9 protein-coding genes are annotated in these 16396 nt (G+C 56.8%); 5 read left to right on the top strand and 4 right to left on the bottom strand.

Annotated features, from left to right (window positions below; genetic code table 11):
• The 4 genes from fis to ACIPIZ_RS18375 form a co-directional block, all read left to right on the top strand.
• Positions 1-210, top strand: a 210-nt coding sequence (gene fis, locus ACIPIZ_RS18390; protein WP_401166541.1) for a DNA-binding transcriptional regulator Fis, incomplete at its 5' end; no start/stop codon positions are given.
• An 83-nt stretch (positions 211-293) separates the two neighbouring features.
• On the top strand, positions 294-1901 hold the full coding sequence (purH, locus tag ACIPIZ_RS18385; RefSeq protein WP_401166538.1) for a bifunctional phosphoribosylaminoimidazolecarboxamide formyltransferase/IMP cyclohydrolase: 1608 nt from the start codon (positions 294-296) through the stop codon (positions 1899-1901).
• A gap of 155 nt (positions 1902-2056) precedes the next feature.
• The gene (gene purD / locus ACIPIZ_RS18380; RefSeq protein WP_122661032.1) at positions 2057-3352 is read left to right on the top strand and encodes a phosphoribosylamine--glycine ligase; all 1296 of its coding nucleotides are present in this window, start codon (positions 2057-2059) and stop codon (positions 3350-3352) included.
• Between the two features lie 99 nt (positions 3353-3451).
• Entirely contained in the window at positions 3452-6226 is a 2775-nt protein-coding gene (locus ACIPIZ_RS18375; RefSeq protein WP_064388751.1) for a hybrid sensor histidine kinase/response regulator, read from the top strand.
• Positions 6227-6248: 22 nt separating this feature from the next.
• Here the strand turns inward: ACIPIZ_RS18375 and ACIPIZ_RS18370 are convergent, their stop codons facing one another.
• Genes ACIPIZ_RS18370 through ACIPIZ_RS18360 form a run of 3 tightly spaced genes read right to left on the bottom strand, consistent with a single transcriptional unit; the run spans position 6249 to position 8681 of the window.
• Complete coding sequence (locus tag ACIPIZ_RS18370) at positions 6249-6890, bottom strand: hypothetical protein (RefSeq protein ID WP_064388749.1); 642 nt, start codon at positions 6888-6890, stop codon at positions 6249-6251.
• A complete protein-coding gene (locus ACIPIZ_RS18365) occupies positions 6887-7588 on the bottom strand; it encodes a hypothetical protein (protein ID WP_064388748.1) in 702 nt (233 codons plus the stop codon). The genes ACIPIZ_RS18370 and ACIPIZ_RS18365 overlap by 4 nt, the downstream gene beginning before the upstream one ends.
• A gap of 52 nt (positions 7589-7640) precedes the next feature.
• Positions 7641-8681, bottom strand: coding sequence for a hypothetical protein (locus ACIPIZ_RS18360; RefSeq protein WP_401166533.1), 1041 nt, complete (start codon positions 8679-8681; stop codon positions 7641-7643).
• Between the two features lie 4 nt (positions 8682-8685).
• On the opposite strand from ACIPIZ_RS18360, the gene ACIPIZ_RS18355 reads away from it, so the two are divergent.
• Positions 8686-9282 (top strand): MarC family protein, encoded by a 597-nt coding sequence (locus ACIPIZ_RS18355; protein ID WP_064388829.1) that lies wholly within the window; start codon positions 8686-8688, stop codon positions 9280-9282.
• A 72-nt stretch (positions 9283-9354) separates the two neighbouring features.
• On the opposite strand, the gene ACIPIZ_RS18350 is transcribed toward ACIPIZ_RS18355, so the two are convergent.
• Positions 9355-16359: a TcdA/TcdB pore-forming domain-containing protein gene (locus ACIPIZ_RS18350; protein WP_401166530.1), complete on the bottom strand. Its 7005-nt coding sequence runs from the start codon at positions 16357-16359 to the stop codon at positions 9355-9357.
• Positions 16360-16396: the final 37 nt, after the last annotated feature.

Here is a 16396-nt window from a genome sequence, read left to right as displayed (position 1 = left end):
AGTGTAGAGAAGGCGCTGCACAATTATTTCGCCCACCTTGAGGGCGCGTCCGTCACGGATGTGTACAACCTGGTGATCTCCGAAGTCGAGGCTCCCCTGCTCGAAAGCGTGATGAACTACGTCAAGGGCAACCAGACCAAGGCCAGTGAGCTGCTGGGACTTAACAGCGGCACGCTGCGCAAGAAACTCAATCAGTACGATCTGCTGTAAGCATTCAATCAAACCAGAAAGGCGCCCGCGTAAAAAACGGTCGCCTTTTTTGCTGACTTCCTTTGCTTTTGATGGAAATTGAGATGACCGACCAGACTACCCGCCTGCCGATCCGCCGCGCCTTGATCAGCGTTTCCGACAAGACCGGGATCCTCGAATTCGCCAAGGAGCTCGAAGCTCTGGGCGTCGAGATCCTCTCCACCGGCGGGACGTTCAAGCTGCTGCGCGACAACGGTGTTGCCGCAGTGGAAGTCGCGGATTACACCGGTTTCGCCGAAATGATGGACGGTCGGGTGAAAACCCTGCACCCGAAAATCCACGGCGGCATCCTCGGTCGTCGCGGTATTGACGACGCGATCATGAGCGAGCACGGCATCAAGCCAATCGATCTGGTTGCAGTCAACCTCTACCCGTTCGAAGCCACCATCAACAAGCCAGGCTGCGACCTGCCGACCGCCATCGAAAACATCGATATTGGCGGCCCGACCATGGTTCGTTCGGCAGCGAAAAACCATAAAGACGTAGCGATCGTGGTGAATGCCAGCGATTACGCCAGCGTGCTCGAAGGCCTGAAGGCCGGCGGCCTGACCTACGCTCAGCGTTTCGACCTGATGCTCAAGGCGTTCGAACACACTGCGGCCTACGACGGCATGATCGCCAACTACATGGGCACCGTGAATCAAGCGGCTGAAACCCTGAGCACTGAAGGCCGCAGCGAATTCCCGCGCACCTTCAACAGCCAGTTCATCAAGGCCCAGGAAATGCGCTACGGCGAGAACCCGCACCAGAGCGCGGCGTTCTACGTGGAAGCCAAGCCTGCCGAAGTCGGCATCGCCACCGCGACCCAACTGCAAGGCAAAGAGCTGTCGTACAACAACGTGGCCGATACCGACGCCGCGCTGGAATGCGTGAAGAGCTTCGTCAAGCCAGCCTGCGTCATCGTCAAGCACGCCAACCCGTGCGGCGTGGCAGTGAGCCCGGACGCCGAAGGCGGCATTCGTCAGGCCTACGAACTGGCTTACGCCACCGACACCGAGTCGGCATTCGGCGGCATCATCGCCTTCAACCGTGAACTGGATGCCGAGACCGCCAAAGCGATCGTCGAGCGTCAGTTCGTTGAAGTGGTCATCGCTCCAAGCGTCAGCGAAGAAGCCCGCGCCATCGTCGCGGCCAAAGCCAACGTGCGCCTGCTGGCCTGCGGCGAGTGGTCAGCTGACCGCGCTGCGGCGTGGGATTACAAGCGCGTCAACGGTGGTCTGCTGGTACAGAGCCGCGACATTGGCATGATCAGCGCCGATGACCTGAAAGTCGTGACCAAGCGCGCGCCGACCGAACAGGAAATCCACGACCTGATCTTCGCCTGGAAAGTTGCCAAGTACGTTAAGTCCAACGCCATCGTCTACGCCAAAAACCGTCAGACCATCGGTGTCGGCGCTGGCCAGATGAGCCGCGTAAACTCGGCGCGTATTGCCGCGATCAAGGCTGAGCACGCAGGCCTGCAAGTTGCTGGTTCGGTGATGGCCTCCGACGCGTTCTTCCCGTTCCGCGACGGCCTGGACAACGCGGCCAAGGTCGGTATCACTGCGGTGATCCAGCCGGGTGGTTCGATGCGTGATGCTGAAGTGATTGCCGCCGCTGACGAAGCCGGCATCGCCATGGTCTTTACGGGCATGCGCCACTTCCGTCACTAATCACACGATCCACTGTAGGAGTGAGCCTGCTCGCGATAGCCATTGGTCAGTCAAAGCTGCAGTGACTGACACACCGCAATCGCGAGCAGGCTCACTCCTACAGAAAAGCGTCCCTGCGGCGCTCAACAGAATTAGCGTCATCCGAGGTTTTTGAAATGAATGTTTTGATCATTGGCAGCGGTGGCCGTGAACACGCCCTGGCCTGGAAAGTGGCTCAGGATCCACGCGTGCAGAAGGTGTTCGTTGCACCGGGCAATGCTGGCACCGCCATCGAAGCCAAGTGCGAGAACGTCGCCATCGACGTGCTGGCCCTTGAGCAACTGGCCGACTTCGCCGAGAAAAACGTTTCCCTGACCATCGTCGGCCCGGAAGTGCCTTTGGTGGCTGGCGTCGTTGACCTGTTCCGCTCGCGTGGCCTGGACTGCTTTGGTCCGACCGCCGGCGCTGCACAGCTGGAAGGCTCGAAAGCCTTCACCAAGGACTTCCTCGCACGCCACAAGATCCCGACCGCCGACTACCAGAACTTCACCGAGATCGAGCCAGCGCTGGCTTATCTGCGTGAAAAAGGCGCACCGATCGTGATCAAGGCCGATGGCCTGGCCGCCGGTAAAGGCGTGATCGTCGCCATGACCCTGGCCGAAGCCGAAGACGCTGTGCGCGACATGCTCGCCGGCAACGCTTTCGGTGACGCTGGTTCGCGCGTGGTGATCGAAGAGTTCCTCGACGGCGAAGAAGCTTCGTTCATCGTCATGGTCGATGGCAAGAATGTGCTGCCGATGGCTACCAGCCAGGACCACAAACGTGTTGGCGACGGCGACAGCGGCCCGAACACTGGCGGCATGGGTGCCTACTCCCCTGCCCCGGTGGTCACCGCCGACGTGCACAAGCGCGTGATGGATCTGGTCATCTGGCCGACCGTGCGCGGCATGGCCGAAGAAGGCAACGTCTACACCGGTTTCCTCTATGCCGGTCTGATGATCGACAAGGCCGGTAACCCGAAAGTCATCGAGTTCAACTGCCGCTTCGGCGATCCGGAAACCCAACCGGTGATGCTGCGCCTGCAATCGAGCCTGGTGCTGCTGGTCGAAGCCGCGCTGGCGCAAGCGCTGGACAAGGTCGAAGCACAGTGGGATCCACGTCCGAGCGTGGGCATCGTGCTAGCCGCTGGCGGCTACCCTGGCGATTACGCCAAGGGTGCAGCGATCAATGGTCTGGACGCGGCAGCGAAGCTGGAAGGCAAAGTCTTCCACGCTGGTACTGCGCTGCAAGATGGCCAGGTCGTCACTGCCGGTGGTCGCGTACTCTGCGCCACCGCAATGGGCGCCAGCGTCGGCGAAGCGCAACAGCAAGCCTACAAGCTGGCAGCGGCCATCGACTGGGAAGGCTGCTTCTACCGCAAGGACATTGGCTACCGCGCCATTGCCCGTGAACGTGGCGAAACCCAGGAATAAGCTGTCGATCAAACCCGGCGAGGGATACCGCTCCTCGCCGGGCTGTTCCGCCGCCGCGCATCGTTATATTCTGGCATCAACCTACGAAGGGATTTCGCCGTGCGCTGGCTCAGGATTGCCATAAGCTTCACCGTCACGATGCTGACCTTGCTCTGCATGCTCCCGGCCCAGGCCGCGCAAGGCAGTGGCTGGTCGGTATTGCTCGACGATCAGGGCAATCTGCAACTGAGCGACATCCGCTCCGCTCGCTACACCAATCAATTCAGCCCCATCGACCTTGACCGCCTCACCGCGTCCGAGCCCGACGGCGCCCTGTGGCTGCGCTTCAAACTGGCGCCGGGCAAGCACGAGCAAGTGCTGCGCATCTTTGCTCCCGATCTGTCACAGCTCAACCTTTACGTGCTGGACGGCGACAAGCTGATCGAGCAACTCAACACCGGTACCGATCAGCCACAGGCCGAACGACCGTTGCCGAGCAGCGACTTCATGCTGCCACTGCCGCAGAGCGACAAACCCCTCGATGTCTATCTGCGTCTGGTGTCTGACCATCAATTGCGCCCGCACGTCACCTTGCAATCGGCGGTGATGAGCGCAGCCAACCACAATCAGACGCTGGTCTTCGGTTTGCTGTTCGGCTGTCTCGCCATGCTGCTGTTGCACAATCTTGTGCGCTACGCCTACTCGCGGTCGCGCAGTAGCCTGTGGCTGGCGGTCTGCGAAGGCCTGTTGGGCCTCAGTCTGTTGCTGCTGCTCAACCTCGCCGGCCCCTGGCTGCCGAACTGGCACGCGGTGCAGACGCCGGGCGCCTATCTGGCACTGTTGCTGACCGCCCCAGCCGGGTTGATGTTCGCCTATCGCTTTTTCGCCCCGCTCGGCCCGCACCCGCTGAACAAACTGTTGCTGGGTGACATTCTGTTTATCGTGACCTGCAGCCTGTTGTTGCTGTTCGTCAACACCCTGCCGCTGAACATCATCACTTATGCACTGGTGGCACTGGCCGGCCTGAGCATGCTGGTTGTCGCGTTCTATCACTGGCAGAAGGGTTATCGTCCGGCGCGTCTGTTCGTCGCGGCGATGGTGGTGTTCAACATCGGCACGTTGATCATTCTTCCTGCCTTGCTGGGGCTGACACTGGTCTCTCCGCAAGGCTTGATCATGACCCTGATGGCATTCATCTGCATCAGCGGCCTGCTGATGAGCATCGCCCTCGGCGAGCGTCAGCGCAGCATCACCGAAAGCCGTTTCAGCGTCAGCCGCGATCTCGCCGCAAGCAATGCCGAGATCAACGCCAAAGCCGAGTTCCTCGCCAAGATCAGCCACGAAATCCGCACGCCGATGAACGGCGTACTGGGCATGACCGAACTGCTGCTGGGTACGCCGCTGTCGGTCAAGCAACGCGACTACGTGCAGACCATCCACAGCGCCGGCAACGAACTGCTGACGCTGATCAACGAGATCCTCGACATCTCCAAGCTCGAATCCGGGCAGATCGAACTGGACGACGTGCAGTTCGACCTCAATGCCTTGATCGATGACTGCCTGAGCATCTACCGCGCCAAGGCCGAACAACAGAACGTCGAGCTGATCAGCTTTATCCAGCCGCAAGTGCCGCGCGTAATCAGTGGCGACCCGACACGCCTGCGCCAGACCCTGCTGAGTCTGCTGGAAAATGCCCTGAAGAAAACCGCTGAAGGCGAAGTGCTGATTGTTGTCGCGCTTGACGAACGCAGCAGCAAACCGCGCCTGCGCATCGCCGTGCAGGACAGTGGTGCGCCGATGGAGCAGGAAGAACGCGACGCGCTGATGCACGCCGAACTGCACAGCAAACACTTTCTCTCGGCGAATCGCCTGGGCGGCAATCTCGGGCTGGTCATCGCGCGACAACTGATTCGTTTGATGCAGGGCGAATTCGGCATCAAGAGTGGTGCCAGTCAGGGCAGCACGCTGTGGCTGACCCTGCCGCTGGATCCGGATCGCCTCGAACACCCGACCTCCGATCTCGACAGTCCGCTGCAAGGTGCGCGCGTGCTGGTAGTCGATGACAACGACACCTGCCGCAAGGTGCTGGTCCAGCAATGCAGTGCGTGGGGCCTGAACGTCAGCGCCGTGCCATCCGGCAAGGAAGCGCTGGCACTGCTGCGTACCAAGGCACACCTGCGCGATTACTTCGATGTGGTGTTGCTGGACCAGAACATGCCGGGCATGACCGGCATGCAACTGGCGGCCAAGATCAAGGAAGATCCAAGCCTGAACCACGACATTCTGCTGATCATGCTCACCGGTATCAGCAACGCGCCGAGCAAGATCATCGCGCGCAACTCGGGCATCAAGCGCATCCTCGCCAAACCGGTCGCCGGCTACACGCTCAAGACCACGCTGGCGGATGAACTGAACCAGCGCAACAAAGGCCAGGTGGTGTTCCAGCCGCAAGTGGTCACCCCGGCCACGGCAGCCAAAGTACCGAGCGACTTCCGCATCCTCGTCGCCGAAGACAACACAATTTCGACCAAAGTGATTCGCGGCATGCTCGGCAAGCTCAACCTGCAACCCGACACCGCCAGCAACGGCGAAGAGGCCCTGCAGGCGATGAAGGCGCAGCGTTACGATCTGGTGCTGATGGACTGCGAAATGCCGATCCTCGACGGTTTCTCGGCGACCCAGCAACTGCGCGCCTGGGAAGTCAGCAACCAGCGTATCCGTACACCGATCGTAGCGTTGACCGCGCACATCCTCGCCGAGCATAAAGAGCGTGCACGTCAGGCGGGCATGGACGGCCACATGGCGAAACCGGTGGAGCTGTCGCAACTGCGCGAGCTGATCGAACACTGGGTGGCCCAGCGCGATCAGCAGAACCGGACGGCATCGACCTTCTGAACAAGGTCGTATTGTTATTCGATCAGATTTCCAGGCCATCAATGTATTTGAACGAGCCGGTGATGACGGATTTTTTCACTTTCTCGCGAAACTGGGCGTAATGCAGCGTGTTGAAGGTGATGGCAGCAATCTGTTCAACACTGTTGTGGATAAGTGTTTCATCCTTGCTGAACAGAAACCCGCTGGCCTGTCTCTCGATCTGGAACTGACGATGATAGATGCCCATTTCCACTTTGTTCGGGCCGCTCATCACGCAGGGGATCATTTGAAAAGAACCGACATTGGCGCGCAGACAAGTGGACTCGAACAGCTTGAGCGCCAATGCATTATGTTCCATCACCCGCAGCGCACGCCGCATAGGTTCGCTGAACTGCTCACCCCATGCCGTCGCGATACGCTGCGTTGCCTGACCAGCCATCAGACTGTTGCGCGACTGTGTCAAGGTTTGCGGTTTCGGCACGTCCCATCCAACAAATTTCAGGACATTCCTGTAGTACTCGAACCAGTCCCCCGATAGCCCGTCATCGAACGCCGCGCGCGTCGCTTTTTGCGCATAGGCTGTGCTCATATAGATATCGTCTCGATGGGTCGCTGGCAAGCCACTGGCAAAAGCCACGACGCTGCCGCCCACTACCGCAGCCTGCGGTGCAATCAAGTCCTTCATAGCGCAATTTCCCTGGGCAGATTCAGCACTGCCACGCTGTCCGCAAGCTTGTCCCTGACTTTCCTGGCAATGGCTTCGCGCGCGCCGCTGTAGCGAATTTCGGACAGACTTGCCCAGGCGTGGTGCGCTTGGACCAAGCCTCGAACATCTGCGGATTGATACACCTGTTGAAATGGATTCGGGTTTAACTCAAGTGACGTCTTGAACTCAACAAACGCGCTTGCGAACGAATCGACAGCATTCGCGACAGTCACCATTAACTGCACCTTTGCCAACGACGCTGGCACGCTGTCCGCCCCGGCCGCAGACGATATGTTCATGAAACTGCGCAATCGCTGGATGGCGGGTTCGTCGCCGGGCATTCTTGCAATTCGCTGCAGAACCGCACCCATTATCCGCGTTTCAGGCATTGCATCACTGCTCAACGCTGCATTAAAAAACTCCAGCGCGGATCTGTTTTCCGGGTTGCTGACCTGCCATTCCTGCTTCGACTTCTGATGGCGCAACCAGAAATCATCGAGGACACTCACGTACGTATCGTACCAATCCAGGGACAGCGATTTTTCACTTTTTTTATTGGCAACCAGTTGCGCCAATAGAATTGAATTGACTAGATCGTTATAAGTTTCCCGCTGCTTACCATCGGGAATAATCAGTACGCAAACCCCGACAACCAAAACCAAATAATCATCATCCATATTATCCCCCCTAACAAAAAGGGCAGTCGCGACGACTGCCCTTTTTTGTCAATCAGATCTCATACTCTTCGATTTTCGATACAACATTCAGGCCCAGTTTGGTCCTGATCGACTGACGAGACGCATTAGCAAGTTCGGTATTCTTGGCAAATATCGTTTCACCTTTGTACAACTTGACATTGCGAACGTCTACATCGATAAACATAACTTTAGTGGACGTATTGCGACGCAGAAAACGTACAGCACCGACGGCCATGATGGCTTCGCCGTTCACTTCGGTACAGACGCCAGCGGTGATGCCACCAACGCCGTGGTTCAGCAGATTGCGCTCATACAGAGTCAATGCGGTGTCACGTTTTTCCAGAGCGGCGATGGCGTCGCCCGCTGCCTTCAGCATCAACGCAGTTGCAGGGCCAGGCACCGCAAGACCCGCTACCACCGAGCCGAGAATGTCCAGGACCAGCTTATCCATCCGCACGCTGGTGCCCGCAACCTCCAGATCGGTGAAGTACTTGGAAACAGGCGTCCAGCCCGAGTTGGTCATGACCTCGCGGAACAACAGATACCACTCCAGGCCCTGGCTTTCGAGCGGGAATTTCTTGTTGGCTACCAGTGTTGCGAAAAGAAAGGCATTTTGTGCGTCGGTCCGATTGTCATCCGTCAGATGAGCAGAAAAAGCCAAAAGTCCTTCGCCGACAACCGCCGCCTTTGTCGGTGCTTCCACGGCGTCACTCGAATTAAAGCTCAAGGCAGCAGCGCGACGTTGAATAGTTGGAGCCTCATCAATTTCATATTGATGCAGAGCATTAATGCAATTGGCGACATAGAGTTTCTGCATTACGGGATCTTTCACTTTGAATTCCTTACGATCATTTAAGCAAGCCTTCATTAACTTGCGAAAACAACCATAACCAAAGACACCAGCACTCCACAAATCAAAACATGCAACATCAATTACCAAACCAACAAACCCCACAACTAACAAACAACTAAACCAGCAACTAAACCAACAACAACCGGCCTTTAAAAGTCGATACCCCAACCCGTAAAGCGCTGATAGACTCCATCCCCATTCTCCTTCCCGGCGAGACATGACCATGCTCCACGTGTTGTTCAGCGTTTACCTGAAGATGCTGGTGCTCTACAGCCCGTTCTTCGTGTTGTCCTGCTTTATCAGCCTGACCCGTGGCTACTCGCGCAAGGAACAGCGGCGCCTGGCCTGGAAAGTGGCCATCGCCACACTGGTCTCCAGCGTTCTGCTGTATCTGTTTGGCCGGGTGATTTTCGACGTGTTCGGGATTACCGCAGACGCATTCCGCATCGGTGCCGGCAGCGTGCTGTTCATCTCGGCGCTGGGCATGGCCCAAGGCAAGCCTGTGGTGCAAAGTGACAACGTGCAGCAGGATGTGACAATCGTGCCGCTGACCATCCCCTTGACCGTTGGCCCGGGGACTATCGGTGCACTGCTGGTGATGGGTATCAGCCAACCGCATTGGGATGACAAACTGACCGCGATCATGAGTATCGCCCTGGCCAGTTTCACCGTTGGGGTGGTGCTGTACCTGTCCAATCACATCGAACGGATTCTCGGCGACCAGGGCTTGCAGATCGTCAGTCGGTTGATGGGATTGTTTGTCTGCGCCTTGGCGGCGCAGATCATCTTTACCGGGGTGAAGGGCTACCTGGTTTCCTGAAAGCGATAAAGGGCTGCGGATGATCTGATCCGCAGCCCTTACAACTAATCCCGCCGACGCTGAACTACCGCTTTACACATTGATGGACCCAGAGAACAGCTCACCGAGCTCACTCGGCGTTTCCTCCTGTAATGCTGTCATCAACTGATCCAGATCGATCGTCAGCGCGAGCTCTCCGGCCAAGGGGATACTGAATGCCACCTTCTTTCGAGACTCTGCGCCGATAGCCGCGACATTGCGCAAGACGATACTGCGCCCTGTGTCTGCGTCCGTCAGCAGCAAGTGCCCATCCTGCTGCGTGACCAGCCAATGCTCCATCGACCCCAACTTGAACGACAGATAACTTCTTAACGCGTTCGGAAAATCGAAATCGACAATCAGGCAATCAAGTCGTGCCCAGGTCCTCTGGTCGATAAAAAAGTCGGCTCCATCCACCGCATATCTCAGGATCAACGTATCAACGCCGTCCGGAATCGGCGCAATTCGACCCAATGACTGACCGCTTTCGATGACTAGCGTATTGGCTATCCGGCTGACTGTTTGCGCAGTCATCCATACGTCACTGAGCTTGCCATCTTCACTGCGATTGCTGAACAGCTGCCGGCTCTGCGGGTCATGCAACACCAGGGTTTGACCGTTGGCGACGCCCACGTAGCCAGGCAAGTCTTCACCTGGCGCCGTTGCACTGAGCAAGCGGCCGGCGTCGACGTCATACCAACTGCAAAGATCATCGACCCTGCCTGCCGTCAGATACGGGGCACAATGCTGACCCGCCACCAGTTGCGCCAGCTTCCGTTCCCGCGCCTGTAGCGAATCCACGCCGTCGAAGAACTCGTTTTCCACACCGACAATGCGCGCAGGCTCACCTTCGAACAGGTCGAACAATACGTGGTCATGTGCCCTGGCGCGCAGACCGGATGCATGAGGCACCGCCCAGGCAAACGTGCGCTGCGGCAGCAACCTCTGCATTGGCGGGATCAAGTCAGCCCGTAACAGACGGGTTCCCGCACCAAATGCTGCGGACAAGCTTTCGGGAGTCATGAATGCTTGTCGGTAGATCCCCCCAGTCGTCCAATCGATCATTAACACGGCTTTCTTGTCCACGGTCTGCCGCAAAAGCCCAAAGCTTTTCCCCGCTGTGTCGGCGATAAGCAGTTGCTGATCGAGACACACGACATAGAGCGGCGAGTGATTCGAAGCAGCGCTGATGCCACCGACCTCCACAGCCCCGGCGGACCACATTGCGGCAGTGCCAAGGACCGAATCCCACCAACGAAAACTGCTGCCTGAGCGCTCTTGGCGGGCGAATAGCCAATCATTACCGAGGCCTGCCAAATGTCGTTCACCCGCGCCATTCAGGCGAAACACCATGCCCTCGTCAGTCAATGCAATGTATTGCCGGCCTCGGCGATGAATTTGCTGCACCTCGAGCGACAAGATGGATTGGGCAAAAATTACCGAGGACTGATCTTGTGCACTGATGCGCTGTCGATAAAGGAGACGATGACGCAAGTGATGGAACAGAACCGTATCGCGTTCTGGCTGCTGTGGATCCAGAAGAGCCCAATCGAAGGCGTCGGCGTTGCTGTTCCCCTCTTTGAGCATCGGCCTAAAAACCCGTCCGTCGTCGCTACGCACCCAGACCCGGCTGAACGCATTCGAGCTGTAGTCCATGTAATCAACGGTAATGAACCTGGACCAACCGGCACTTGTCACGTGTTCGTCGTTAACGCCTGACGCTGCCGGAATCAACCGGTACCACGAGAGGAAATCGTCCAGGAAGACCGTCCCACTTCGAATCTCCCGACCTTCGTGATAGCTGAGATGACCGGACACACCAGTAATCGAGAGTTCATCTTCTTCGATCAGGTAAGTCATTTTCACGAACTCGTCTTCGTCGAGTTCGATGCGCCGGACCACCTGCAACAAACCGCCCGGCATCTCCTGGATCGAGGTAATCCAGGCTTTCAATTCCGTACGCACCAGCTGGAAAACACTTCTGATGTTCCCGGTGACTACATCAACGCGCCAGATCAATGCATCAGCGGGGCAGTAGTAGTAAATGTTCTGGCCAATCCTGGGGCCCATGCAAATATCCGCGGCATGTTTCGGGTCCAGCCCGCGAACCAACAGGAAAGAATCTTCACCTCGGTCATACCAGGCGCTGGTGCGCACGCCAGTCAGGGCATCCGGGTAATTGCGAATGACCGTGGGGCCATCCGCCAGATGGCTGGAACGTGCAAGTTCGCGCACCCGCTGGCGTGTCATCGGGCCGTCTTCATCTGGGCCGGCCTCCAGCTCAGTGAGCAACAGGGTTCCAGTTGCCCAGTCCACCTGGTACGAATGTCCGTCGAGTTGCACAAACACAACGCTTTTGTCTGGCACCTGCACATTTATCGTGCCCAGTTGCAGGACGTCGCCCTCGATTTTCACGCCACTTTTATTCAACCAGGCTGCGCGTAATGACCAGGTCATCGCTTCACCAGTCGAGACTCGCAAACGCAAAGACTTGACGCCCTCGGCCAACGTGACCGAACAGTGCCCGCCCAATGCATCGATGTCGTAAGAAAGGTAACCGTGCACTTCTCCCGGCAAGGTGGGTACATGCAGAAAACGGTGTTGCGTGCCCAGTACTACGCTGACCGTAGTTGCCACGTAGTTCGGCACCATTTTTTCAATGATGTATTCGGTGGGCACTTTGTAAAAGGAGAACCAGAATTGCCGCTTGCCGTAACGGTCATGCTCAAGAGCCAGTGCCGTCTCCAGGTCCTCGCGCAGGGTTGTCGAGAAAGGCAACCCGCCAAACTCATAGGCCAGGAAGCAATCCGGCAGGCTCGGCAACACAACGCTTTCAACGTTTATTTTGTCACTGATGGCAAACTTTTCCGGCAGATCGAGCGCTTCTCGAATGCTGAATGCATGCTCGCGGTCCGGGTCGATTTTGGGTGGATGCAAATCGGAGTAGTCGTCTGCCGCGAAGATTTTCTGGCTGCCAAAGGTAATCGTTCCTTTGCGCAGATTCAGTTGTGAATAAACGGCGTGAGGGTTGGCAAAAAGGGTATCTCCCCTTACCGAGTAGCCCTTGGCACGATAGGCCTCGTTGACCCGATTCAAATACCTGCCGATCTGCTTCCCACGCTCTGTTCTGGCGCTGAAACCTTCGACCAATGCACCGATACCGATAGCCAGTCCACCCAGAATGACACTGGCCCCGCCAAGAAATGCAGCCGCCGTGGCCGCTCCGGCAGCACTTGCGCCAAACGCTCCGGCGCCCAGCGCCAGACCGGCGGTATCGAAAGCCAGTTGGGTGGCGAACACCGCGCGCTGGATATCATTTTCAGCGTTGATCAACAAATAGATGTCGAAACCGATACTCGCCAGTTGCAGTGCATTCCCCACACCTTCGTTCAATACGTTGCCCAGCGCATTGCCCACAATTGCAGAGGTGGTGTTGGCCACACGCACACTGTCGGTGAATGCATGACGAACCAGTCCCAGCAATTGCACCGCATCCGCCACAAGTCCGTGAGCGAGTTGCGCGTAGGAGAGATAACCATGAATGCGCACCGCAGACGTCAACGCCGTCGAACCCTCGGCGCTTTCCGCCTCCTTGAGCCCTAGCAACAACGCCTGAATGGCAAAACCGGCATTGAGTGTGTGCACCGCACCAACATCGGTCGGATCGACTACGGATGAACCCGCACCTCTACCGGACAACTCTTCAAAGGAATCGCTCAGATAGGATTTGATCCCGGACAAGCGCTTGTCATCGGTCAACACCGTGCGCGTCTGCTGCGGGTCTTTCGCGTTGACCAGGGTGATTTCACTGCGCCCTTGCGCGGCGGGTTTCAGAGATTCGAACACCGGAACGAAGTCACGGCTCAGTTGATGTTTCTCATGCAACTGATCGGTGGCACCTTTAATGATCCGTGTCCACTTGCCGGCGTCCGCAATGGCGAACGCCTGACCAAGACGCGCGTTCTCCGACAGCGATCGCAGTCGCAACTGCGCATGATGGCGCCAGGGTTCGACAGGCGTCACGCCGGCAACGGGGTCGTTGCTCAGCAGGTTTCCGACGCTGACTTTGGACGGCAATGCCGTATCGGCAATGTTCACACCGTTGAGGTCCACCACATCGAAAGTGGCACCGGAGCCATCTGCGACTCCATAGAGTCTGGATACCACCTCATCCTGCAGAAAGCCCTGGATAGCCTTGTGCAGTTCATCTATTCGACTGAACGCATACAGGCCGAAGTTGGGATCGTAGAACCGATAAGATGTTTCATCGGCCCCCGCGACTTTGCTCACCAGCATCGAATGATTTTCGGTATTGAGCAGCAAGCTGCCGCCGCTGGTTTTTGCATCCAGCGCCTGTATCACTGCGTCTAGATTCACCGCCGACCTTTTCTCGCCGAACTGCGCCATCGGGATGCCACGCAACTCATCCAGCACATGCAGCAGCGCATGGGTTTCAGCGGAATCAGGGGCGATGTTGGCAAGCGCCAGTTTACCGATCAGGGCGCGCTCTGCAGCGGTGCCTTTTTCCAATGCCGCCGCCATGGCTAACGCCAACGGATAACAGCGCCGCCCCGGGTCCCCCGCGCCCTGCACCAGTAACCCTTGCGGAAACTGTTTGGCCGAGCTGGCCCCGGCCTGGAAAAACAGCTCGCGTACTGCATTGCCTCGCGTGAGAATCGATGCCCGTTGTTCTTTTTTAGCCACGGCTTCTACCTGGCTCAAATGTTCGCGCCATTGCCGTACGCTCATTGGCTTGGCAAATGCCTGCGCCTTGAGAACCCGAGAGTTACTCTCACCCGTGCCGACTCTCGAAGTGCTGAACTCCGTTGGCGCGGTATAACGTTTGAGCAGCGTTTGTTCGATGACGTCATAGCGTGCGAACAGCCCACGATCACGGGTTTTTTCGGCAAAATCCACGGTGGTTTTCCAGGTGTCGGCGAACCCGTTCTGATCCAGTGTCGTAGCGCCAAACAGGCCGCCGAACATCACACGGTGCAACGGACTCAACTGATCCACAGGTAATTTGCCTGCCGCGATCCGCGCCAACGCTTCGTTCAAATTGCCCAGCGACTCGGCGCCTGTCGATGGCGGCAGTTCGACGGTGGGTTGCTGCAGAATCTGCTGACGTGTTTCGAAATCGACAGAGAACGGAGCATTGAACGCAATATCGCCAGTCAATCGGTCATTCATCGCACGAACGAACGGTTCACCCAGGCTATCCAGCAGTTGCTGCAGCACTGACGTCAGCAACACGGGCTTGCCTTCCATGACCGGCCAGCCTTGCTTGAAAGTCAGAGTCTGACCTTTGAGCAGCTCATCCACATTGCCCAGGTAACGGTTTTTGTAGGCACCATCGGCAATTCTGGTTGTTTCCAATTCGAACCAGGCGGACTCGGTTTTGGCGTTGTCCTTCCAGCTATGGTGGGTCTCCTCTTCGGTGGCCAGATTGAAACCGTCACGCAGATCGACTCGGTCACTGATTTGTTGACGAGCTTCAGCAAGCGCTTTTTCGTTGACGTAATCACTCAACCCTTGCGAAACGGCCGTCGGGCCACTCATGGTAATAGCCGATTGGGCACCAAACTTGATGCCGTCGGCATCGTACTCAGCGACAGCCTGCAAAAACCTGTTTCGAACAATTAACTCGTCACCCCAGGTTGATAGCGAGCCATATATTTTCTCCATCTCGCTAATGATCAGATTGGAGAATGCTGCGGAATCTGTCAGTGAGATGTTGCCCTGACGAGCCAGCACCTCCACTCGATCCAGAAATGTGTAATTACTGCGGATTTTATCGATGATTCCGACAATTGCCGCAGACCCGGCATGACCACTCACCATTGCATTGGAAAGACCATTGAAAGGGCTACTTTTTAAATCGGCGCTATTTTTATTGCCTACACGCACTCCGTGTTGTGAAACAACGACATCATTGAACGGTGCAAAAATATCCTTGAGTGAAGGTGCGGTCCCGGCAAACTCTATCAATGCGTTCTTTACGTGTTCCGGCACCTTAAAGCGTAAATCCGCATACGGCGCGCTTCGATTCGGAAGTATCTGCGGGTTAGAGTCGAGCAGAATCTGCGTTATTCCCATCCGGGTTTCGATGTCAAAACCGGAAAGATCCATGCCAGCGATATTTTTATGTAACGACGGCAACAAATCCGCATCCAGATAAGTGCCGCTTTCGAAATGCACCGCCTGCAGTCGAGTGATATCCGACGCTGCCGCCAGATTGCCGCGACAAGACAGCTCTCGTTCGTAAATTTCGAACAATGGTTGATTGGACAATTCGCTACGGATATCCCGAAGTGCAATGCCATTCGCTGCAACAGTTTCAAGGGACTGTAGATTGCGCGCCTTCAGCGTATTGAGCCTGGCCTCATCCTGACCATACGCACTGACCAACAGATTGATTCTTGCCTGGTCGGCACTGCCACCTGTCGCGGTGGCTTTCTGGATATGTTCGAACATCTGCTGACGAAGCACGCGGGCGCGCTCAACGTATAGCTTGCCAAGCCTCGCTGACTTCATCGCTGCATCTTCAGAAACGAGCTTCGCGACTTGAGCCTTGGCCGATTCGACGATGATCTTGTTGGTTTCATGCGCAAGCAGTCCATCGCTGTCGTACCAGAGATTCAGACGATATCCATCAGCGTCGGTCATCTGTTTCCAGACATTGATGTAATCCCCCTGAATAGCTCCGATGCCTCCGCCTACCCAGACAAAGTGTAACTTTCGCGCAACCGGTTTGCCTGAAGACAGAAGGTGCACGGTAGTGGCTAACCGGGCGTGGTAATCCGTAAGGTTTCCACTGAGCTTTTTGAGATGAGCATCGGAAATATCAGAAAGATTCGACTCGACGAATTCCTTGAGCAATCTGATTGCTGTCAGTTGTTCTGACCAATCCGCAGCCGCAACCGCGCCATTGTAATAACGCAGCAGCTGTTCTCTCGCCAAGTCATCGCCCAGATTCCCCGCAATGGACTCCAGATCAGCCCGTTTAAAAGCGGCTGAAAACTCACTACCAGGTAACAACCCATAATCCTTGCTATTCAACTGAGTATCCTTTTCTCACGCGAATATATATCGAGAC

It is taken from the genome of Pseudomonas sp. NPDC087690 (assembly GCF_044743175.1).
Taxonomy (GTDB): Bacteria; Pseudomonadota; Gammaproteobacteria; order Pseudomonadales; family Pseudomonadaceae; genus Aquipseudomonas.
The sequence above is the reverse complement of the archived record's forward strand: the minus strand, read 5'-3'. Positions and strand labels throughout refer to the sequence as shown.

Coding starts and splice junctions, on each gene's coding strand:
- purH (WP_401166538.1), top strand. CDS start 294: ATGACCGACCAGACTACCCGCCTGCCGATCCGCCGCGCCTTGATCAGC.
- purD (WP_122661032.1), top strand. CDS start 2,057: ATGAATGTTTTGATCATTGGCAGCGGTGGCCGTGAACACGCCCTGGCC.
- ACIPIZ_RS18370 (WP_064388749.1), bottom strand. CDS start 6,890: ATGAAGGACTTGATTGCACCGCAGGCTGCGGTAGTGGGCGGCAGCGTC.
- ACIPIZ_RS18365 (WP_064388748.1), bottom strand. CDS start 7,588: ATGGATGATGATTATTTGGTTTTGGTTGTCGGGGTTTGCGTACTGATT.
- ACIPIZ_RS18360 (WP_401166533.1), bottom strand. CDS start 8,681: ATGTCTCGCCGGGAAGGAGAATGGGGATGGAGTCTATCAGCGCTTTAC.
- ACIPIZ_RS18355 (WP_064388829.1), top strand. CDS start 8,686: ATGCTCCACGTGTTGTTCAGCGTTTACCTGAAGATGCTGGTGCTCTAC.